This window comes from Nocardia flavorosea (genome assembly GCF_015477805.1).
In the GTDB taxonomy this organism is placed as follows: Bacteria; Actinomycetota; Actinomycetes; order Mycobacteriales; family Mycobacteriaceae; genus Nocardia; species Nocardia flavorosea_A.
Genome location: NZ_JADLQL010000002.1, coordinates 884,721 through 904,282, shown reverse-complemented (window position 1 = coordinate 904,282; position 19,562 = coordinate 884,721). Strand labels below are relative to the sequence as shown.

At 66.9% G+C, this 19,562-nt stretch carries 18 protein-coding genes and 2 tRNA genes; 11 read left to right on the top strand and 9 right to left on the bottom strand.

The annotated features are described in order from the left end of the window. Positions 1 to 71 precede the first annotated feature (71 nt). The 3 genes from IU448_RS13080 to IU448_RS13070 all read right to left on the bottom strand — a co-directional run bounded on the left by IU448_RS13080 (position 72) and on the right by IU448_RS13070 (position 1,104). Positions 72 to 144, bottom strand: a tRNA-Arg gene (locus tag IU448_RS13080). A 37-nt stretch (positions 145 to 181) separates the two neighbouring features. Continuing rightward, positions 182 to 271 (bottom strand) — tRNA-Ser (locus IU448_RS13075). 92 nt (positions 272 to 363) lie between these two features. After that, entirely contained in the window at positions 364 to 1,104 is a 741-nt protein-coding gene (locus tag IU448_RS13070; protein WP_195055795.1) for a dienelactone hydrolase family protein, read from the bottom strand. 94 nt (positions 1,105 to 1,198) lie between these two features. Here IU448_RS13070 and hisC point away from each other — a divergent pair, with 94 nt between their 5' ends. Next, complete coding sequence (hisC, locus tag IU448_RS13065) at positions 1,199 to 2,275, top strand: histidinol-phosphate transaminase (RefSeq protein WP_195055794.1); 1,077 nt, start codon at positions 1,199 to 1,201, stop codon at positions 2,273 to 2,275. An 82-nt stretch (positions 2,276 to 2,357) separates the two neighbouring features. On the opposite strand, the gene IU448_RS13060 is transcribed toward hisC, so the two are convergent. Beyond that, positions 2,358 to 3,422: an alpha/beta hydrolase gene (locus tag IU448_RS13060; RefSeq protein ID WP_195055793.1), complete on the bottom strand. Its 1,065-nt coding sequence runs from the start codon at positions 3,420 to 3,422 to the stop codon at positions 2,358 to 2,360. Positions 3,423 to 3,701: 279 nt separating this feature from the next. Between IU448_RS13060 and IU448_RS13055 the strand changes: the two genes are divergently transcribed. Genes IU448_RS13055 through IU448_RS13045 form a run of 3 tightly spaced genes read left to right on the top strand, consistent with a single transcriptional unit; the run spans position 3,702 to position 6,035 of the window. Beyond that, positions 3,702 to 4,835 (top strand): DNA cytosine methyltransferase, encoded by a 1,134-nt coding sequence (locus IU448_RS13055; protein ID WP_195056289.1) that lies wholly within the window; start codon positions 3,702 to 3,704, stop codon positions 4,833 to 4,835. Next, positions 4,832 to 5,263 carry a very short patch repair endonuclease gene (locus IU448_RS13050; RefSeq protein WP_195055792.1) on the top strand — a complete coding sequence of 144 codons (432 nt, stop codon included), beginning with the start codon at positions 4,832 to 4,834 and terminating at the stop codon, positions 5,261 to 5,263. The genes IU448_RS13055 and IU448_RS13050 overlap by 4 nt, the downstream gene beginning before the upstream one ends. A gap of 52 nt (positions 5,264 to 5,315) precedes the next feature. Continuing rightward, on the top strand, positions 5,316 to 6,035 hold the full coding sequence (locus IU448_RS13045) for a maleylpyruvate isomerase family mycothiol-dependent enzyme (RefSeq protein ID WP_280459321.1): 720 nt from the start codon (positions 5,316 to 5,318) through the stop codon (positions 6,033 to 6,035). A 344-nt stretch (positions 6,036 to 6,379) separates the two neighbouring features. Here the strand turns inward: IU448_RS13045 and IU448_RS13040 are convergent, their stop codons facing one another. Further along, positions 6,380 to 8,764, bottom strand: coding sequence for an MMPL family transporter (locus IU448_RS13040; RefSeq protein ID WP_195055791.1), 2,385 nt, complete (start codon positions 8,762 to 8,764; stop codon positions 6,380 to 6,382). Positions 8,765 to 9,029: 265 nt separating this feature from the next. On the opposite strand from IU448_RS13040, the gene IU448_RS13035 reads away from it, so the two are divergent. From IU448_RS13035 to tgt, 5 genes are all read left to right on the top strand, one after another. Then, positions 9,030 to 9,614, top strand: a complete 585-nt coding sequence (locus tag IU448_RS13035) for a TetR/AcrR family transcriptional regulator (protein ID WP_195055790.1) — start codon at positions 9,030 to 9,032, stop codon at positions 9,612 to 9,614. Between the two features lie 13 nt (positions 9,615 to 9,627). After that, positions 9,628 to 10,170: an RrF2 family transcriptional regulator gene (locus IU448_RS13030; RefSeq protein ID WP_195055789.1), complete on the top strand. Its 543-nt coding sequence runs from the start codon at positions 9,628 to 9,630 to the stop codon at positions 10,168 to 10,170. Further along, positions 10,164 to 11,897 carry an ABC transporter ATP-binding protein gene (locus IU448_RS13025; RefSeq protein WP_195055788.1) on the top strand — a complete coding sequence of 578 codons (1,734 nt, stop codon included), beginning with the start codon at positions 10,164 to 10,166 and terminating at the stop codon, positions 11,895 to 11,897. Before IU448_RS13030 ends, IU448_RS13025 begins: the two co-directional genes overlap by 7 nt. Then, complete coding sequence (locus IU448_RS13020; protein WP_195055787.1) at positions 11,894 to 13,801, top strand: ABC transporter ATP-binding protein; 1,908 nt, start codon at positions 11,894 to 11,896, stop codon at positions 13,799 to 13,801. The genes IU448_RS13025 and IU448_RS13020 overlap by 4 nt, the downstream gene beginning before the upstream one ends. A gap of 142 nt (positions 13,802 to 13,943) precedes the next feature. After that, positions 13,944 to 15,197 carry a tRNA guanosine(34) transglycosylase Tgt gene (gene tgt, locus IU448_RS13015; protein ID WP_195055786.1) on the top strand — a complete coding sequence of 418 codons (1,254 nt, stop codon included), beginning with the start codon at positions 13,944 to 13,946 and terminating at the stop codon, positions 15,195 to 15,197. 51 nt (positions 15,198 to 15,248) lie between these two features. Here the strand turns inward: tgt and IU448_RS13010 are convergent, their stop codons facing one another. After that, a complete protein-coding gene (locus IU448_RS13010; protein WP_195055785.1) occupies positions 15,249 to 16,022 on the bottom strand; it encodes a queuosine precursor transporter in 774 nt (257 codons plus the stop codon). 37 nt (positions 16,023 to 16,059) lie between these two features. On the opposite strand from IU448_RS13010, the gene IU448_RS13005 reads away from it, so the two are divergent. Further along, positions 16,060 to 16,590, top strand: coding sequence for a DUF4190 domain-containing protein (locus tag IU448_RS13005; protein WP_195055784.1), 531 nt, complete (start codon positions 16,060 to 16,062; stop codon positions 16,588 to 16,590). A 12-nt stretch (positions 16,591 to 16,602) separates the two neighbouring features. Here the strand turns inward: IU448_RS13005 and IU448_RS13000 are convergent, their stop codons facing one another. Genes IU448_RS13000 through IU448_RS12990 form a run of 3 tightly spaced genes read right to left on the bottom strand, consistent with a single transcriptional unit; the run spans position 16,603 to position 18,821 of the window. Then, positions 16,603 to 17,292 carry an RDD family protein gene (locus IU448_RS13000; RefSeq protein WP_195055783.1) on the bottom strand — a complete coding sequence of 230 codons (690 nt, stop codon included), beginning with the start codon at positions 17,290 to 17,292 and terminating at the stop codon, positions 16,603 to 16,605. Between the two features lie 48 nt (positions 17,293 to 17,340). Next, a complete protein-coding gene (gluQRS, locus tag IU448_RS12995; protein ID WP_195055782.1) occupies positions 17,341 to 18,291 on the bottom strand; it encodes a tRNA glutamyl-Q(34) synthetase GluQRS in 951 nt (316 codons plus the stop codon). Continuing rightward, positions 18,288 to 18,821 (bottom strand): DUF309 domain-containing protein, encoded by a 534-nt coding sequence (locus IU448_RS12990; protein ID WP_195055781.1) that lies wholly within the window; start codon positions 18,819 to 18,821, stop codon positions 18,288 to 18,290. Before IU448_RS12990 ends, gluQRS begins: the two co-directional genes overlap by 4 nt. Positions 18,822 to 19,217: 396 nt before the next feature. On the opposite strand from IU448_RS12990, the gene IU448_RS12985 reads away from it, so the two are divergent. Continuing rightward, positions 19,218 to 19,496, top strand: coding sequence for a DUF397 domain-containing protein (locus IU448_RS12985; RefSeq protein ID WP_324188582.1), 279 nt, complete (start codon positions 19,218 to 19,220; stop codon positions 19,494 to 19,496). The last annotated feature ends 66 nt before the right edge of the window (positions 19,497 to 19,562 follow it).

Genomic DNA, 19,562 nt, shown 5'->3' with positions numbered 1-19,562 from the left:
GCCCCACAAAATATGATGAAACGAGACCCGGCCCACGCCGTTGCTGGGCATGGGCCGGTCATCGAGTGGAGTGCGCCCGAAGGGATTCGAACCCCTAACCTTCTGATCCGTAGTCAGATGCTCTATCCGTTGAGCTACGGGCGCATACGCGTTATTCAGTTGTCACCCGGTGAACCGGGTGTGGCGGAGGCGAGAGGATTTGAACCTCCGGTCCCCGTGAAGGGACAACTCATTAGCAGTGAGTCCCATTCGGCCGCTCTGGCACGCCTCCTGGAGCCTTCTCTTCGAGGGCACCGGTCCTTTCGAACCGCCGAGCAGAAAGGCTACCCGAGCTTGGGTCGAAACTGCAAAACGGCTGGTTGATCAGCGTAAGTGGCTGTCGAACCAGTCGAAGATGCGGGTTTGCGAGTCGACGAGTTCGTCGGCGTCGTCCTCGTTGTCGCCGGGGCGGTCGGCGCGGTGCAGCCGGCCGGGATAGGTCACCACCAGACTGGCGACCGCGGCGCGGGCGGTGGCGTCGCGGAGCCGGTCGACCTCGTCGGCGGGAGTGGTGGGTTCTGCACCGAACAGGCCGAGCCAGGGAGCCTGTAGCCGAGGGGCGGCGGTGATGAGGGCTTCGGCCTGTTCGGCCAGGGGGGCGGAGATGCCGGGGGCGGCCACGCTGATCGCGGCGCCGATCGGCCGGTTGGTCGCCACCAGGAAGGCCGCGGTGCCGGCGGTGTCGAAACCGAGGGCGCCGATGCAGTCGGGGAAGACCCCGCGGTGGGTGAGCCAATCGAAGCAGGCGTCGAAATCTTCGAACAGTTCGTCGCCGAAAACCCCGGCCGACGAGGCGGTGGCCCGGTGGAAGAGGTTCGGTGCGACCACCAGCCAGCCTTCGCCGGCGAGCGCGCGCATCAACTCCAGCAACGATCCGGTGAACTCGCGGGATTCGTGCAGCAGCACGATCCCGCCGCGGGCGTAGCCCTCCGGTTCGATCACCGTGATGGGTACGTGTTCGTCGGTTGCGGGCCTGGTGGCGGCGGTTGCCGGCTCCTGATCGGGGCCGGTGGGTTCCGGCTCGTGGCGCCGCAGGGGCGCGATATCGTCATAAGTGCCCGACATGTTCCCAGCGTAGGGCGATATCGGCGGGGCGGGAAGAACTAGCAGGTGAACAGCCCGAACGTGGCGCGATCGAGATCGGAACTAAGCTCGATACGTGACCGCGCACATCCGGCCGGACCTCGATTCCATTCCGGCGTACGTTCCCGGCCGCAGCCATCCCGGCGCGGTCAAATTGGCGAGCAACGAAACGACCATCGGTCCGCTGCCCGCCGCGAGCAAAGCCGTCGCCGAGGCGGTGGAGCTGGCCAACCGGTATCCGGACAATCAGTCCGGCGAACTACGAGCAGCACTCGCGGAGTTTCTCGGCGTCGCGCCGGCCAATGTCGCGGTCGGCTGCGGGAGTGTGGCGCTGTGTCAGGAACTGGTGCAGATAACCTGCTCCGACCCTGCCGACGAGGTGCTCTTCGCATGGCGTTCATTCGAGGCGTACCCGATCATCACGCAGGTCGGTAACGCGACCGCGGTGACAGTGCCGCTCAGCGACAACGTGCACGATCTGGACGCCCTGGCGGCCGCGATCACCGACCGGACGCGGCTGGTGTTCATCTGCAATCCGAACAACCCGACCGGTACCGCGGCGGGCGCGGCGGAACTGACCCGGTTCCTGGACCGGGTGCCGGCCGGTGTGCTGGTGGCGCTGGACGAGGCGTACTACGAGTACCTGCGCATTCCCGGGGATCACCCCGACGGTGTGGAGCTGGGCCGGTCACGGCCGAATGTGGTGGTGTTGCGCACGTTCTCGAAGGCGTACGGCCTGGCCGGTCTGCGGGTGGGGTACGCGGTCGGCGCGCCGGAAGTGATCGCGGCGCTGCTGAAGGTGCATATCCCGTTCAGCGTGAGCCGGGTGGCGCAGGCGGCGGCCATGGCTTCGCTGGAGGCCCAGCACGAACTGCTCGACCGCACCGACGCGGTGATCGCGGAACGGGACCGGATGCGCGCCGGCCTGCTGGCCGCGGGGTATCGCGTGCCGCCGAGCGAGGCGAATTTCGTCTGGATCGATCTGGGCGCGTGGACGACCGAGTTCGCCGAGGCGAGCGCGGAAGCAGGCGTGCTGGTCCGGCCGTTCGCGGGCGAGGGCGTGCGGGTCACCGCGGGCGATCCGCACGAAAACGATCTGTTCCTGCAGTTCGCCACGGCCGCGGAGACGGTCGCCCGCTTCACAGGCGCCTGACCGAGCCGGCACGCAACCTTGCCGCAGGGGTGCAGTCTCGCCGGCAGCCCTCGGTCGCCCGCGCCCGGTCGTACGAGGCGGTTCAGTCGATACCGAGGCCCGCGGAGATGGTGGGCCAGGAGGCGACCAGTTCGTCGGCCCAGTACGGCCAGGAGTGGGTGCCGTGTGGGCGGAAGTGGGCGGTGTAGTCGATATCGAGTGTGTCGAGGCGCTGGGCCAGCCGGCGGGTGCAGAAATCGGTGGCGGCTTCCAGTGGGCCGCCCATCAGCACGCTCACCGGGGTTTCGGGGTTGGTCAGCACATCGTGCACACCGGGGCGTCCGCTGCCGGTGGAGAGGTAGAGCTTCTTCCCACGCAGCGCTTCCGCGTGCAGGGTGACATCGTGGGCCAGCCAGGCCGGATCGTCGGGCGGGCCGAACATGTTCTCCGGGTTGCCCTTGAAGGTCGAGACGACCATGCGGGCCTGCGCCTGGCCGAGGTCGGTGCCGGTGGAGAAACAGCCGCTGTGGGCGCCGACGGCGGAATAGAGTTCGGGTTTGCGGATGGCCAGCATCATGGCCCCTTCGGCGCCCATGGAGGTTCCGACCACGGCATTGCGGCCGTTGCCGGCGAATTCGGCGTCGAGCAGCGGCGGTAGTTCCTCGGTGAGAAAGGTCTCCCATTTGTTGATGCCCAGTACTGGGTCGGGCCGCTGCCAGTCGGTGTAGAAACTGGCGGGGCCGCCGACCGTGAAGACCACGTTCACCGGTTTGTCGGCGTAGAACTGGGCGGCGCCGCCGCGGTCGAGCCAGTTGTTGCTGTCGATCTGAGTGCTGCGGCCGTCGAGCATATAGACGGTGGGGCGGGGTTTGCTGCGGTCGGCCGGTAGCAGGACCAGGACCTGCACGGTGCGATGCATGGCCGGCGAGTCGACGAACACCCGCATCAGGCGGTCGTGCACCGGTTCCACGCCCACGATGGCTGCCCGTGGTGCCCGAACCGCCTCCGGGCGTTCCACCGGGCCGGGGTCTTCCGCGGATCCGGTGCCGGGTTGGGTGGGCGCGGTGTGCAGCCCGTCGGGATCCGCCTGCGCTGCGCCGGGCGCGACAGCGCCGCACAGGGCGACGGCGCCCGATACGACGGTGGCCAGGCCGACGCGATACCTCATGGCGCCCATCCTGCCAGACCACAACCCGTGCGCCGGGGATCGAAAAAGCGCCCTATATAGGCTTTGACCAGCGCTTTCGATGGTATTGCCGCGTAACGGTTCTCGGGTGGTGATGATCGACTCGCGGACGCGGACCGTATCGTTCGCGCCGGTCAGCGGTGGTCCGGCCGGTCGGTGTGCGAGTGCTCACCCGGACCCGGCGGACCGGCCGGACGCGCGGAGTAATCTCGCTTCGGGAGCCGGACCGGATGGAGAGAGGACCTCGTGACGGGCGCGCGGATGGTGGGGCTTTTCGCCGGGATCGGAGGGCTGGAGCTCGGGCTGTCGGCGCACGGCTGGGACAGCACACTGCTGTGCGAGATCGACCCCGGTGCGCGGGCGGTACTGGCGGCGCGATTCCCCGATGCCGAACTCCGCACGGATATCACCCGGTTACGTGCGCTGCCGCCGGAAACCGAGCTGGTGGCGGCGGGTTTCCCGTGCCAGGATCTGTCTCAGGCCGGGCGCACCGCCGGAATCACCGGGACCCGGTCGAGTCTGGTCGACCATGTGTTCCGGCTGGTACGGCGCAAACGTGGGCCGCGCTGGTTACTGATCGAGAACGTGCCGTTCATGCTGCAACTCGGACGCGGTGCGGCCATGCGCCATATCACCGCCGCTCTCGAAGAACTCGGCTACACCTGGGCCTATCGGGTGGTGGACGCGCGGGCGTTCGGCCTGCCGCAGCGGCGTAACCGGGTGCTCATGCTGGCTTCCCGAACCGAGGATCCGCGCACCGTTCTGTTCGCCGACGAGGCCGGTCCGCGACTGCTGGGTTGCGTCGAGAGCGACCCGTGCGGTTTCTACTGGACCGAAGGCGTCCGTGGTCTGGGCTGGGTGGTCAACGCAGTGCCCACACTCAAAGGCGGGTCGGGACTCGGTATCCCGAGCGCGCCCGCGGTGCGGTTGCCTTCGGGGGAGATAGTGACGCCGGGGATCACCGACGGGGAACGGCTCCAGGGGTTCGCCCCCGGCTGGACCGAACCGGCGCTGGCGGTACCGGGTTTCCGGCCCGGTCAGCGGTGGCGGCTGGTGGGAAATGCGGTGAGTGTGCGGATGGCGTCGTGGGTGGGGTCGCGGTTGCGGATACCGGGTGAACCGATTCCCGGGCATATTCCGCTGCCGTCCGGAAGTGCGTGGCCGGGGGCGGCGTGGGGGCATTCCGGTCAGGTGTTCGAGGTGCCGCTGTCGCCGTGGCCGGTCCACGAACCCTATGAGGACCTGCGGTTCTTCCTGTCCGATACGCGGTTGCTCTCGGCCCGGGCGACGGCCGGTTTCCTGCGCCGGACCGGGATGGGAACACTGCGTTTCCCGGCCGGCTTCCTCGACGATGTGCAGGCGCATCTGGTGCGAATGGGCGGCTCGGCGGCATGACCGGCGACCCCGCCCGCAGCAGCCACCGCCCGGCCACCGACCCGGTGACCAGCGCGCGGATGTCGCGGCAGCGGCGGGCGCATACTGCGCCGGAACTGGCCTTGCGGCGGGAACTGCACCGGCGCGGTATCCGCTACTTCGTGGACCGGGCGCCGATCCGGGGGCAGCGGCGGCGCGCGGATCTGGTGTTTCCGCGGCGTCGGGTGGCGGTCTATGTGGACGGCTGTTTCTGGCATCGTTGCCCACTCCATGCGACCGACCCGAAGAACAATGCGGCCTGGTGGGCGGAGAAACTGGCCGGCAATGTCGCGCGCGACCGGGCCACGGACGCGGCGCTGGTCGATGCGGGCTGGCAGGTGGTGCGGATATGGGAACACGAAGACCCGGTATGTGCCGCGGACCGGGTCCAAGCAGTTCTGGGGCGCTGAAGCGAAGGTCATTCGTGGCATGCCGTGACGGCACAGCATTAGGGTCGGTGTCGTGGCCAGGGATCTCATCGAATCGCTCACCAGCCGGATGGAGCAGGTCGCCGAGGCGACCACCGAACTGCTCGTCACCGTAGACACGCTCGACGACGCGGCGCTCACCGGCGCGTCCGCGCTTCCCGGCTGGTCCCGGGGGCATGTGCTGGCGCATATCTCACGTAATGCCGACAGCCTGGTCAATCTGCTGCTCTGGGCGCATACCGGAGTCGAGACACCGCAGTACGCGAGTGCCGCGCTGCGCGATACCGATATCGAGCTGGGGGCGCCGCGTCCGCTCGGCGAACAGCGGGCCGACCTGGTCGAATCGGCGGAGCGGCTGATCGGAATGGCGCGAGTACCTACTGCCGAGCAGTGGCAGGTGGAGGTCCGCACCAGGCAGGGCCGGCCGTTACCGGCGTATCGGATTCCCTGGATGCGGTTGCAGGAGTTACGGATCCACCATGTGGATTTGAACGCCGGTTACGTCCCGGCGGATTGGCCGGCGGACTTCGTGGCGGAACTGCTCGCGGAGGTCGCCGCCGATCTGGGTGCGCGCCCGGACGTGCAACCGTTCGAAATCCAGGCCACCGACACCGGTTTCGGCGCGACCGTCGGCACCGGTGATTGCGACCGGAAGGTGACGGCACCGGCCGCGTCACTGCTGGCCTGGCTGCTGGGTCGTGGTGCGGACGAGACCTTGCCGGCAGAGCTGCCGCCGTTGCCCGATTGGCGCTGACCGGCCCGTCTACCTGCCCGCATCGAACGGCATGTGCTCATGGTCATCAAGTCGGCTCGCGCGGGCGAGTGAGTGCCTGTCCGCGTTGGCGGGATAGGTAGCCGGCTCCCGATACCGGTGTCCACCATCGCACCCGGTGGAACCGCGGTGGTCCCGCCTACCGAGTCGGTCCCGGCACCGGTAGCAGCCGCCGAGGGTGCGTGCTCGCTGGGATATGTGTGGGTGCCGCGCACCGTTGCCGCTGGTTTCGCCCGGCCGGCGTCCTTCGGCGGGTGCCGGTCGGCGGCGGTGAACGCAACCGGCCGGCACCCACACGAGTGCCGGCCGGTTGCGTATCGCCTGGATCAGACTCCGGCGGGTTCCTCGGCGGTTTCGGTCTTGGCGCGATCCTGGAGTTCGCGCAGCTTCGACCCTTCGACGTCGATATCCGGCAGGATCCGGTCCAGCCAGGCCGGCATCCACCAGGCCCATTTGCCGAGCAGCACCAGCAGTGAGGGAATCAGCACCATCCGCACCAGGAAGGCGTCGAAGAAAACGCCTGCGGCCAGCGCGAATCCCATGGACTTGGAGGTGATGTCGGGCGAGAGCATGAAACCACCGAAGACCGAGATCATGATGACGGCCGCGGCGGCGACCACGCGGGCGCCGTGATGGTAGCCGTCGACCATCGCTTCTTTCGGTTCCTTGCCGCGCACGTATTCCTCGCGCATCCGGGTCACCAGGAAGACCTGGTAGTCCATGGCGAGGCCGAATACCAGGCCGATCAGCACGATGGGCAGGAAACTGATGATCGGGTGGGTGTCGTCGACCAGGCCGAAGGCGCCCTCCTGGAAGATCAGCACCGTGACGCCGAAGGTCGCGGCCATCGAGAGCAGGAAGCCGAGCGCGGCGGTGAGCGGTACCAGGATCGACCGGAACACCAGTAGCAGCAGGATGAACGCCGCCACCGCGACGATGGCCATGTACGGGATGATGCTGTCGAGCAGCACGCTGTTGACATCGGCGTAGATGGCTGTCTGGCCGGTGATGCCGTATTCCATGCCGTACTGGTCCTGCAGTGCGGCTTCGGCGTCGCGGGCGTGTTCGACCAGATCCTGTGTTTCGGCACTGTTGGGCCCGGTTTCGGGTACCACCTGGAAGAGCGCGGCCTGGCCGTCCCGGCTGGGCTGCGCGACGCTGAGGTAGTCCACGCCGTCGTAGCCGGCCAGTTTGTCGCGGAGTGCGGTGAGAGCGGCTTCGCGCTGGTCGGCGGGGGTTTCGGAGAGGTCCACGGCTACCACGAGCGTGCCGTTCTTACCTTCGCCGAAGCCCGCGGTCTGCAGTTCGTAGGCTTTGCGGACCGAAGAGTCCTCCGGCATGCTGTCGCCGCCGGGCAGGCCGAGGTTGAGTTGGGTGGCCGGGGCGGCCAGCGCGCCCAGCACCACGGCGCTGAGGATCAGGGTGAGCACCGGTACCCGGGCGATGAGCCGGGCGAAACGCATGCCGTTGGTGACCGAGTTGTCGTCCTCGGGATCGTGCTGGGCGATGAGCGGCAGTTCAGGTTTGAACAGCGATTTGCCGAGCGCGCCGAGCAGGGCCGGCATCAGGGTGGTGGCCGCGAGCACGGCGAACCCGGCCGCGATGGCGCCGCCGATACCCATCATGGTGAGGAAGCCGATCCCGACAACGGACAGGCCGAGCAGTGCGACCACCACGGTCAGCCCGGCGAAGACGACGGCCGAACCCGCGGTGCCCACCGCGACCCCGGCGGCTTCTTCCGGCGAATCCTGGACGACGAGTTCGTGTTTGTACCGGGACACGATGAACAGGGCGTAGTCGATGGACAGCGCCAGGCCGATCATCGATGCCAGGATCGGCGTGAAGGTGGGGACCTCGGTCAGTGAGGTGCCGGTGAGGATGAGTGCGCCCGCACAGGCGACGCCGACGATTCCGGTGACGATGGGTACGAACGCGGCCACGATGGCGCCGAAGGCGATGATCATGACGATCAGCGCGACCCCGATACCGATCATTTCGGCCTGCCCGGTTTCGGGCTGGGTCTGGGCGATGGCGCCGCTCATCTCGACGGTGAGTCCGGCGTTGCGGCCCTCCTGGGCGATGGCCTCGGCCGCCTGCCGGTGCTCCTCGGTGACGTCGGTGAAGCTCGGCATCGTGAATTTCACGTCGATTACGGCGACCGTTTGCGGCCGGTCGTCGCTGAGCACGTTCAGCGGCGCACCGCCGCAGAGGGCCTTGAAATCGGGGGAGTCCCGACCGTCGAGGCAGTTCGGTTCCGGCATGGGCGGGGCCTGGCCGGGCTCGAGGGTGGCGGCTGCGGCGGCCTGTTCGGCGGCGGCTTCTTGGCTGGCCGGCATCATCGCGGTCGCGGTGACCGGGTTGACGACCGGTTCGGTGTGGTCGACGATGTCGAGTTCGTTCAGCCGCTGGACCAGTGCGTTCAGCGCCGTCATATTGGGTTCGTCGGTCAATGTGCCGTTCGGTGCGGCAATGACATATTGGCCGGTGACGGCGTCGATGCTGAACATCGACGCCATCTGCGGCATATGTTCTTCGAGAATGGCCGTGGCCCGTTCCGAGGGCAGGCCCGGCATTTCGAAGCTGTCCTGGAACGGTTTGGCCAGCGCGCCCGCGGCCCCGCCGAGTAACACCAGTATCAGCGCCCATATGGGCAGCACTATCCACTTCCGGCGGAAAGCGAACTTTCCCCATCTGTACAGGAATACGGACACGAGGGATTTCTCCTAGGCGAGGCCGAGACGGTTTGGTCGTATGTGCTTCTGCTGTGACGAACTGACGGCCGACGTCGCTTTCGCGGACCGGATCACGCTTTGGAGGTGCGGCCTCGCGTCGCGTAATCGTGGGAGGTCCGCCTACACGGTGGACGCCATCTATCTACCGTACGGTAGGTAGACTACCGGTAGGTTAAACGGAGGAACAAGCTCGACTTCCGGTCGCCTACCGTGTTCGACGGCCGGGAGAACGAGAGGACCGAGCATGGCGAATCGGCGCACTGACGAGAACGTTACCGCAGGTCGGGACACCAAGAAGGCCATCCTGGACGCCGCCGTGCGACTGTTCGTGGACAAAGGCTTCGAACAGGCCAGCCTGCGCGAGGTAGCAGATGCGGTCGGAATCACAAAACCGTCGCTCTACTATCATTATTCGTCGAAACTCGACCTTCTGGTCGCTGTCATCAATCCACTACTGGACGAATTACGCGCCTTGGCCGACGAGGTCGACGCTATGCCGGCGCCCGATCCCGAGGGCCGCCGCGCGGTGCTGCGCAGCTATATCCGGGCCATGATCCGGAACCGGGATGCCGGGGAGATGATGGTCCGCAATGCCGTGGCCATCATCAACGCGGTGGCCGATCAGTACCCCGTGATAGTGGACGCCCACAAGGCCGTACGGGACTGGCTGGCCGGTCCCGAACCCACACCGGTGCGACTGCTGCGGGCCAGCGCGGCCATGGAGGTGGTGACCGTCGCCCTGATTTCGAACGAGATAGCACCGGACGCGGGGGATGATGTGGTGGAGTCGACGCTGCTGGATGCCGCGCTCGCGGCGCTGGCGGAATGAAAGGTCAGGTTTCGTGCACATCACCGCGAAGGTGGACCATGCCGTGCGCACACTGCTCGAGATCACGGCGGCCGATCAAGCCGCGGCCGTGAAAGCGGAGGCCATCGCCGCCGCCCAGCAGATCGCGCCCAAAGTGCTGGAGAGCGTTCTCGCCGAACTGCGCCGTGCCGGACTGGTCACGAGCCGGCGCGGACCCGACGGTGGCTACCGGCTGGCCCGCGCGGCGCGCGATATCTCGATCGCCGATGTCATCCGGGCGATCGAGGGACCCCTCGCGTCGGTACGCGGGATGCGTCCCGAAGAGGTGCGCTACCCGGGGCCCGCCGAACCGCTGCAGCAGGTGTGGATCGCATTACGTGTGAACATCCGGGCCGTCCTGGAGAACGTGACATTGGCCGATATCGCCGGCGGTGCCCTACCGGATTTCGTGGCGGACCTCACCGCCGACCCGGGCGCCTGGGCGCGCCGGGAACCCGGCGATCCGGCCCCACCGGACCCGCCCGAAATTACCGGGCGATCCGCGAAAACAGACGGTAGCGTTCGATCATCATGCTGATCGGACTGCTGCGCGACTTCCTCGTCCCGTACCGGAAACAGCTGGCCGGCATCGTGGTGCTGCAGCTGATCTCCGTGATCGCCATGCTGTACCTGCCCAGCCTGAACGCCGACCTGATCGACGAGGGCATCACCAAAGGCGATATCGGCTATATCTGGACCGCGGGCCTGCGGATGCTGGCCGTATCGGCGGTGCAGATCGTCGCGTCCGCCTCCTCGGTCCTGCTCGCCGCGCAGGCCGCGATGGGCGCGGGCCGCGATCTGCGCGCCGCACTGCTGCACCGGGTGAACACCTTCTCGGCGCGGGAGATGGGCATGTTCGGCGCGCCGTCGCTGATCACCCGCAACACCAACGATGTGCAGCAGGTGCAGTTGCTCGTCGTCATGGCCTCGACCGTGGCGGTGATGGCGCCGATCATGTGCGTCGGCGGCATCGTGATGGCGCTGCGTGAAGATCTCGGCCTGTCCTGGCTGCTGCTGATCGCGGTGCCCGCGCTGGCGTTGAGTATGGGTTTGATCATCGCCCGGATGGTGCCCGCCTTCCGCCTGATGCAGACCCGGCTCGACGAGGTCAACCGGGTGCTGCGCGAGCAGATCACCGGTATCCGGGTCGTGCGCGCGTTCGTCCGCGAACGGCTCGAGATCTGGCGGTTCGAGGTCGCCAATACCGAGTTGACCGATATCTCGGTGCGGGTCGGCCGCTTGATGGCGTTGATGTTCCCGACGGTCATGCTGATCAGCAATATCACCTCGGTCGCCGTGATCTGGTTCGGTGGAAAGGCGATCGACGCCGGCGAGATGCAGATCGGATCGCTGACAGCGATGCTGTCCTACATCATGCAGATCCTGATGGCGGTCATGATGGCCTCGTTCCTGGCCATGATGGCGCCGCGCGCCGCGGTCTCGGCGGACCGGATCTCGGAGGTGCTGAGCACCGAACCGTCGGTGCGCTCACCCGAGCAACCGCAGCCGTTCCAGGGTGATCCGGCCCATGTGCGGGTGCGTGACGCCGGGTTCAGCTACCCGGGGGCGGAAAAGCCGGTGCTGCGCGGTATCGATTTCCGGGTGGAACCCGGCCAGACCACCGCGATCGTCGGCTCGACGGGCGCGGGTAAGACCACCCTGTTGAATCTGATCCCGCGGCTGATGGATGCCACCGAGGGCGCCGTCCTGCTCGGCGGCACCGATGTCCGCGACCTCGACCTGAACGAGCTGCGGTCCCGGATCGCGCTGGTACCGCAGAAGGGCTACCTGTTCTCCGGCACCGTGGCGAGCAATCTGCGCTACGGCGACCCGGACGCCACCGACGAGCAACTGTGGCGATGCCTGGAGATCGCCCAGGCCGCCGACTTCGTCCGCGCCATGCCGCAGGGCCTCGAAACACCGGTCGCGCAGGGCGGGACCACGGTCTCGGGCGGGCAGCGGCAGCGGCTGGCCATCGCCCGCGCCCTGGTGCGCACGCCGCGGGTGTATCTGTTCGACGATTCCTTCTCCGCACTCGACGTCGCCACCGACGCGCGGCTGCGGGCGGCCCTGCGGCCGGAAACGGCGAACGCCGCGGTGATCATCGTGGCCCAGCGGATCGCTACCATCCGCGACGCCGACCAGATCGTGGTCCTCGAGGACGGCGCCATGGTCGGCCTCGGCACCCACGACCAGCTGGTCGGTGACTGCGCCGAGTACCGGGAAATCGTGGAGTCCCAGCTGAGTGTGGAGGAAGCGCGATGAGACCGGGTACGCCGGGAGCCCCCGATGCGAAACCGAAATCGTTCAAACCCTCACTGAAGCGGCTGGTGGGCCGGCTCGCCCCGGAACGCATGCTGGTGGCGATCATCATCGCCCTCGGCGTCGTCTCGGTGGTGCTCAACATCGCCGGGCCCTATCTGCTGGGCAAGGCCACCAACCTGATCTTCGACGGTGTCGTCGGCCGGCAACTGCCCGCCGGGTTGAGCAAAGAAGAGGCCATCGCCGGCTTGCGCGCCCAAGGTCAGGATACCTTCGCCGACATGCTGTCGGGGATGGCGGTCGTTCCGGGTACCGGAATCGACTTCGACGCCGTCGGCCGGGTGCTGATCCTGGTGCTGGTGCTGTACCTGGGCGCAGCCTTGTTCGGCTGGTTGCAGGCCTACCTGCTCAACAACCTGATCAACCGCACCATCAAGAGGCTGCGCGCCGAGGTGGAGGACAAGATCCACCGGCTGCCGCTGAGCTATTTCGATTCCGCACCTCGCGGCGATGTGCTCAGCCGCGTCACCAACGATGTGGACAATATCTCGCAGAGCCTGCAGCAGACGATGAGCCAGCTGTTGATCTCGCTGCTCACTGTGCTCGGCATTCTCGGGATGATGTTCTGGATCTCCTGGCTGCTCGCGTTGATCGCCCTGCTCACCGTGCCCGCGGTGATCATCGTGACCGCGCAGATCGCCAAACGCTCGAAACCGCATTTCGTGGACCAGTGGAAGTACACCGGATTGGTGAACGCCCAGGTGGAGGAGGCCTACACCGGGCACGAGGTGGTTACCGCCTTCGGCCGCAGCAAGCAGGTCGGCGCCGAATTCGACGAGCGCAACGAGCATCTGTTCCGGTCCAGCTACAAGGCCCAGTTCATCTCCGGGCTGATCATGCCGTCGTCGATGTTCCTGGGGAATCTGAACTATGTACTGGTCGCGTTGATCGGTGGGCTGCGGGTCGCCTCCGGTCAGCTGTCGCTGGGCGAGGTGCAGGCGTTCATCCAGTACTCGCGCCAGTTCAGCCAGCCGCTCACCCAGATCGGCGCCATGGCGAACCTGCTGCAATCGGGCGTGGCCTCCGCCGAGCGGATCTTCGAGATCCTCGATGCCGCGGAACAGAGCCCTGATCCGGCGCACGAAGCCGCCACGCCGCTCGAGCGCGGGCGGGTGGAATTCGACGGCGTCGGCTTCCGGTACGAACCCGAAACCCCGGTGATCGAGAACCTTTCGCTGGTGGCCGAACCGGGACACGTGGTGGCCATCGTCGGGCCCACAGGCGCCGGGAAAACCACGCTGGTCAATCTGCTGCTGCGGTTCTACGAACTGGACTCCGGCACGATCAGTATCGACGGGGTCGATATCACCGCCATCGGCCGCGACCGGCTGCGCTCCCGGATCGGGATGGTGCTGCAGGACACTTGGCTGTTCAAGGGCACCATCAAGGAGAACATCGCCTACGGCGACCCGGACGCGGGCGAGGAAGATATCCTCGCCGCCGCCCGAGCCGCCTACGTCGACCGTTTCGTGCACTCCCTGCCCGCCGGTTACGACACCGTGATCGACGAAGAAGGCACCGGTGTCAGCGCGGGCGAGAAACAGCTCATCACCATCGCCCGCGCGTTCCTCGCCAAACCCACCATCCTGGTACTGGACGAAGCCACCAGCTCCGTGGACACCCGCACCGAACTGCTGGTGCAGCAGGCCACGGCGGAACTACGCCGTGACCGCACCAGCTTCGTCATCGCCCATCGGCTCTCCACCATTCGCGACGCCGACCTGATCGTGGTGATGGAGGACGGCCATATCGTGGAACAGGGCACCCACGACGAACTGCTGGCCCGGCAGGCAGCGTACTACCGCCTCTACAGCGCGCAGTTCGCGGCGGCCGCGGTCGAGGCCTGAGCGGGTCAGGCCCGGAGGCGGCAGCGAAGCGTGACCACGTAGGGCCCTCGCTCAGGCTCATCGACACAGCCTGAGCGGGTCAGGCCCGGGGGCGGCAGCGGAGCAGGCCCGATGAACACTGCCCGAACCAGGGCCTGCGAGGATGGCGGGCGTGTCCGACAGCGCCGGCTTCTCCTTCAGTATCGGTACCCGCCTCGACGGCCGGCACGGCCGAACGGGAGTCATCCAGACCCCGCACGGTCCCGTCGCCACGCCCGCGTTCATCCCGGTGGGCACCAAGGCTACGGTGAAAGCCGTACTGCCCGAGGCGATGAGCGACCTCGGGGCGCAGGCTCTGCTCGCCAACGCCTACCACCTGTATCTGCAGCCCGGCCCCGATATCGTCGACGAGGCCGGTGGGCTGGCGGCGTTCATGAACTGGCCCGGACCCACCTTCACCGACAGCGGCGGTTTTCAGGTCATGTCGCTGGGCGTCGGGTTCAAGAAGGTGCTGGCGATGGAAACCGTCGACGTACAGAACGACGATGTGATCGCCAAGGGCAAGGAACGGCTGGCCACCGTGGACGACGAAGGGGTCACCTTCCGGTCGCATCTGAACGGGTCGAAACACCGGTTCACCCCCGAGGTTTCCATGGGTATCCAGCATCAGTTGGGCGCCGACATCATGTTCGCCTTCGACGAACTCACCACGTTGATGAACACCCGTGGCTACCAGGAGAAATCGGTGCAGCGCACCCACCGGTGGGCGCAGCGCTGCATCGACGAGCACGAACGGCTCACCGCTGCCCGCACCCACCGGCCCTACCAGGCGCTGTTCGCGGTCGTGCAGGGCGCGCAGTACGAGGACCTACGGCGAAAGGCGTCGCGCGATCTCGCCGAGATTCGTGGCTGCGAGGGCACCGAATTCGACGGCTACGGTATCGGCGGCGCGCTGGAGAAACACAATCTCGGCACCATCGTCGGCTGGTGCTGTGACGAGCTGCCCGAGGACAAACCGCGCCATATGCTGGGAATCAGCGAACCGGAGGATATGTTCGCCGCGATCGAGGCGGGCGCAGACACCTTCGACTGTGTGAATCCGTCCCGGGTGGGACGCAACGGTGGGATCTATGTGGACGCGGGCCGGTTCAATATCGATACCCTGCGATTCAAACGGGATTTCACGCCGATCGACGAAACCTGCGACTGCTATACCTGCGCGCACTACACCCGCGCCTATATCCATCACCTGTTCAAGGCCAAGGAGATGCTGGCTTCGACCCTGTGCACGATCCACAACGAGCGTTTCACGATTCGACTGGTGGACCGGATCCGGGCCAGTATCGACGGTGGGTATTTCGACGAGTTCCGGGCGGCGACGATGGGACGCTGGCAGGGGCGGATCACTGCGCCCTGAGCTGCGCGGTACCCGTTGCCCCCGGCAGGAGGCCGGGGGCAACGGGGCGGATCAGGAACGCAACGGGGTGGTTCCGCTGGGGGCGTAGGTGGGTTCGTGCTTTTTGAGCCGGCCGATGACTTGATAGGTGACCGGGAGCATCAGGACTTCGACCAGGGTTTTCCACAGGAAACCGATGATGACGTAGTTGACGAACTGGCCCCAGCTGTCGATACCGATCGCGGTGGCGGCGATGGAGCAGAAGATCAGGGTGTCGGCGAGTTCGCCGACGACCGTCGAACCGATCAGGCGGGCCCACAGGTGCTTCTCACGGGTTCGTTCCTTGATCAGCACCAGGGTCGCGGAGTTGAGCAACTGGCCGACGACATAGCCTGCGAGCCCGGCCGCCACCAGTTGCGGGGTGGTGCCGATAACGCTGCGGAACGCCTCCTGGTTCTCGTAGAACACCGCCGGCGGCAACTGGATGGCCACGGCGAAGCACACCACCATGAGCAGCAGTGCGGTGAAGCCGTAGAACACGGCATGCCGGGTGGCCCGGAATCCGTAGACCTCGCTCAGCACATCGCCGACGACGTAGGCCAGGGGGAACAGGAAGAACGCGGCGTCGGTGGTGATGGGCAGGATCTCGAGGGGGCCCAGGCTCAGCGAACTACCGGAGAAGAACTGCACGCCCTTGGTCGCGCAGATATTGGAAATGAGCAGTGTTGCCGTGAACAACACGACGATCGGCGTGTAGTACCCCCGCGCCACCTGGGCGAATGCCACATGCTGGGGCGCGGGGTGTCCAGACTTGCCGGGTAACGGGGGTTTGTTCGACTCTTCCACCCGGCTATCCAATCAAACTCTCGAATAGGGTGTAGGCATGACGAACCCCGGCAACTCCGACGAATGGTGGAAGCAGTACGGGGGGTCGGGCGTATCGTCGGACCCCGCGAACGCGCAGCCGTCCGCGGGCGAACCGTTCAGTTATCCGTCGTACCCCTCGGCTCCGGCGCCCGCTCCCACGCCGCCGCCCGCGACCCCGACGTACGGGGTACCGCCCACACCGGCCCCGCAGCCCAGCCCTTATCCGGCGATGCCCGCGTATCCCGCGAATCCGTCGTACCCGGGCACGCCTCCCGGACCGGGATATCCGATGGGCTATCAGCCCTACGGCTATCCGGCGGCCAACGGCACCAACGGATTGGCGATCGCCTCGCTGATCGCCTCACTGGTGGGGGTCGGCTGCGGTATCGGGGCGATTGCCGGAATCATCATGGGCGTGATCGCGCTCGGCCAGATCCGGGAGAACGGTCAGCAGGGTCGCGGAATGGCCTTGGCCGGGATCTGGGTCGGTGTCGGCTGGATCGTGCTCTGGGTGTTGTACATGGTGCTGATCTTCGCCGCGTCCTAGCCGGTACCCCGTTCAGGCCTCGAGGACGTGGGTTCCGCCGGCGAGCTTGTCGTGCCACCCCTGCTTGTTGGGGTCCTTGTCCATGGTGGCGCCCATGTAGATGGTCAGCGCGAATCCGGCCAGCCAGCCGACGCACGGGATGATCGATACGGCCAGGTAGACATTACGTTTCAGGGCGACCAGCGGCGGGACGGTGGGTGCGCCGTTGGGCGCTACGACCTTGAGCCCGATGATCTTCTTGCCCAGGGTGGCGCCGGTCCGGCTCTCCATCAGCACGAAGTACAGCAGGACCGCGGCGAAGACGATCGCGTAGCTGACCGACATACCGGACAGACCGCTCATATTCGGCATGATGACGAAATTCAGCAGGATCGCCAGTGGGAGCCCGACGATGAGGTTGTCGATCAGCCGGGCGGTGAATCGGGGCCACACCTTGCCGGGTACGCCGAAAGCGGGATCGAACTGGCCGTACCGGTGGCCGCCGTACTGCGGCTGCGGGTGCACGGTCTGCTGATACAGCGGCCGCTCGGGTTGCGGAGGGGGAGGCGGGGGCTGCTGCCCGTAAGGATGCGGCGGTTGTGGTTGCTGCCCGGGCGGGCCCGGGGGCGGTGCGTACGGTCCGGGGGCGCCGTACTGCGGCGGCTGCCCGTACGGCTGTCCGGCCTGGGGGTGGTTGCTGGGGTCGTACCCGCCACTGGTCATCTCGCCTGCCTGAACTCGAAAATCGTAAAGACCCGGTCGCAGGCCAGATTACGGACCGCCGGCCGCGCATACCAAGCTGTCGGGGTCCAGTATCCACGGGGTCCGCGGCAGCCGGTCGGGATCGAATCCGGTGAGCAGTTCGTCCGCGCTGCCACCGGACAATCCCAGTGACGCAGCCAACATGGCCACCACATCGCGTACGGAGTCGCCGTGGTGGCGCCGATCGGCGAGCGTGACGGCGCCGTCCCGTTTGGCCAGTCGCTGTCCGGCCGTGTTCAGCACCAGCGGGACGTGCGCGTACTCGGGGACGGCAAGTCCGAGCAGGGTGGCGAGGTAGGCCTGCCGCGGGGTGGAGGGCAGCAGATCGTCGCCGCGCACGACCTGGTCGATACCGTGTTCGGCATCGTCGATCACGACCGTCAGGTTGTAGGCCGGGATCCCGTCGCCGCGGCGCAGCACGAGATCGTCCACCGGTCCGCGATACTTTCCGTGCAGGCGGTCGGTGATCTCGAAATCGGGACGCCCGGCCCGCAACCGGATCGCGGCCGGGCGTCCGGTGGCGCGACGTGCCTCGCGTTCGGCGGGGGTCAGGTCGCGGCAGGTGCCCGGGTAGGCGCCCTGCGGGCCGTGTGGGGCGGTGGTGGCCTGCTGGATCTCTTTTCTGGTGCAGAAGCATTCGTAGGTCAGGCCGGCTTCGGTGAGCCGGCCGACCGCCGAGTCGTAACGTCCCAGCCGATCCGACTGGTGCAGTACCGGGCCGTCCCAGTCGATGCCGAGGGCGGCGAGATCGGCGATCTGTCGTTCTTCGGCCCCGGGCCGTACGCGGTCCAGGTCGTCGACGCGGAGTACGAAACGGCGGCCGGTGCTGCGGGCGAACAACCACGCCAGCAGCGCGGTCCGCAAATTGCCGAGGTGCAGATCGCCCGAGGGGCTCGGGGCGTACCGGCCGGCGCCGGTGGCGGGCGTGCTGGGCACGGGGTCGGTGGGCATCGCCGTCATGGTAGGTCGCCGGTGAGGCGGGGCATGAGACCGGCGCGTTCGGTGGGGGATGTGGGTGTTCCCGGTCGCGTCGGCACCTGTTCGTCCAGTTCGGCCAGCAGCACTTCGGCATGGGCGATGAGGCCCGGGCCGTCGAGACCGTAGGGGAGCGCGCCGGCGGGATGGCCGGCGGCGGCCGGATCGAATGCCCGGATGCGCTCGAGCGCGCGGCGCAGCAGTGTCCGGGCGCCCTTCGGATTGCCGCGCTGGATATGAGTCAGCCCGACCGCGTACTGCGCGAGGCCCTGCCACAGCATGCGTTCCGCGGCCGGGCCGTTCTTCCAGACCGATTCCAGCACCTCGTGGGCGTTGAAGGCCAACCCCTGGTCCAGGAGTTGCTGCGCATAGGCGAGTGCCTCGCCGGGCGGGAGGTCCAGATCGTCGGGGATGCGCGGGACTCCGGGCGAACCCGGCGGTAGCGGGCGTCCCAGCCGGTCGCGTGGCCGGGCATTGGTGGCGCGTCCCTGATCGTCGCGATCGCGTTCGGGCATGCGGCCATCATTGCGCTCCATGCGCCGGGAGTGTGCGTCAGGGGGATTGACATCGGATGAATAAGCGATCACGTAACAATCACGTCCGGAGTTTCCGGACCATTCCGTCCAGACCATTCCGGACATTTTCGAGCAAAGTCATCCTTATAAGTCCGCAATTGCGTGGCAATGGCGCATCTTAGCGGAATTGGCAAGGCTATTGGTTCGGTTGGCAAGAGGTGGGCAAATTAGCTGTGAACCTGCTAGTCTTCCCGATGCGGGGCCGCTCACAAGGGGTTTGAGTCACCGCGTTAGGTGTGTTCGCGGACAGTGCGAGTCCGATAGACCGAACCCGGCAAACCGGAATTTTGCTCGCTATCTGCGCGTGCATCGAAAGTATTCGGTGTTACTCGCCGAATGCCAGCTAGTTCGAGAACTATGCAGGATACGAATATCGTTATCGACGCAGCGAAGGAGTGCAGTGCCGTGAAGGTGGATATGACGGGTGCTGTGTGGCGGAAAAGCTCATACAGTGGCCCGGACGGGAACTGCGTGGAGGTGGCATTTCTCGTAGACGGCAACGTGGCGGTCCGGGATACCAAGGATCGCGGAAACGGGCCGGTGCTGGCCTTCGCGCCCGGCGAATGGGCCGAGTTCCTGTCCGACGTGTCGGCGGGAGATCTCCGCGGCGCCTGAGGTTATCCCTATATCAGGCAGTACGGCCCCGGGGCGGATCGGCCCGGGGCCTTTGCCTGTCTCGGG

Bases quoted from the DNA above. Each gene is read 5' to 3' on its own strand.
- IU448_RS13070 (WP_195055795.1), bottom strand. From the start codon at position 1,104: ATGTCGGGCACTTATGACGATATCGCGCCCCTGCGGCGCCACGAGCCG.
- IU448_RS13060 (WP_195055793.1), bottom strand. From the start codon at position 3,422: ATGAGGTATCGCGTCGGCCTGGCCACCGTCGTATCGGGCGCCGTCGCC.
- IU448_RS13055 (WP_195056289.1), top strand. From the start codon at position 3,702: ATGGTGGGGCTTTTCGCCGGGATCGGAGGGCTGGAGCTCGGGCTGTCG.
- IU448_RS13050 (WP_195055792.1), top strand. From the start codon at position 4,832: ATGACCGGCGACCCCGCCCGCAGCAGCCACCGCCCGGCCACCGACCCG.
- IU448_RS13035 (WP_195055790.1), top strand. From the start codon at position 9,030: ATGGCGAATCGGCGCACTGACGAGAACGTTACCGCAGGTCGGGACACC.
- IU448_RS13025 (WP_195055788.1), top strand. From the start codon at position 10,164: ATGCTGATCGGACTGCTGCGCGACTTCCTCGTCCCGTACCGGAAACAG.
- IU448_RS13020 (WP_195055787.1), top strand. From the start codon at position 11,894: ATGAGACCGGGTACGCCGGGAGCCCCCGATGCGAAACCGAAATCGTTC.
- tgt (WP_195055786.1), top strand. From the start codon at position 13,944: ATGGCGGGCGTGTCCGACAGCGCCGGCTTCTCCTTCAGTATCGGTACC.
- IU448_RS13005 (WP_195055784.1), top strand. From the start codon at position 16,060: ATGACGAACCCCGGCAACTCCGACGAATGGTGGAAGCAGTACGGGGGG.
- IU448_RS13000 (WP_195055783.1), bottom strand. From the start codon at position 17,292: ATGACCAGTGGCGGGTACGACCCCAGCAACCACCCCCAGGCCGGACAG.
- gluQRS (WP_195055782.1), bottom strand. From the start codon at position 18,291: ATGACGGCGATGCCCACCGACCCCGTGCCCAGCACGCCCGCCACCGGC.
- IU448_RS12990 (WP_195055781.1), bottom strand. From the start codon at position 18,821: ATGCCCGAACGCGATCGCGACGATCAGGGACGCGCCACCAATGCCCGG.
- IU448_RS12985 (WP_324188582.1), top strand. From the start codon at position 19,218: ATGCCAGCTAGTTCGAGAACTATGCAGGATACGAATATCGTTATCGAC.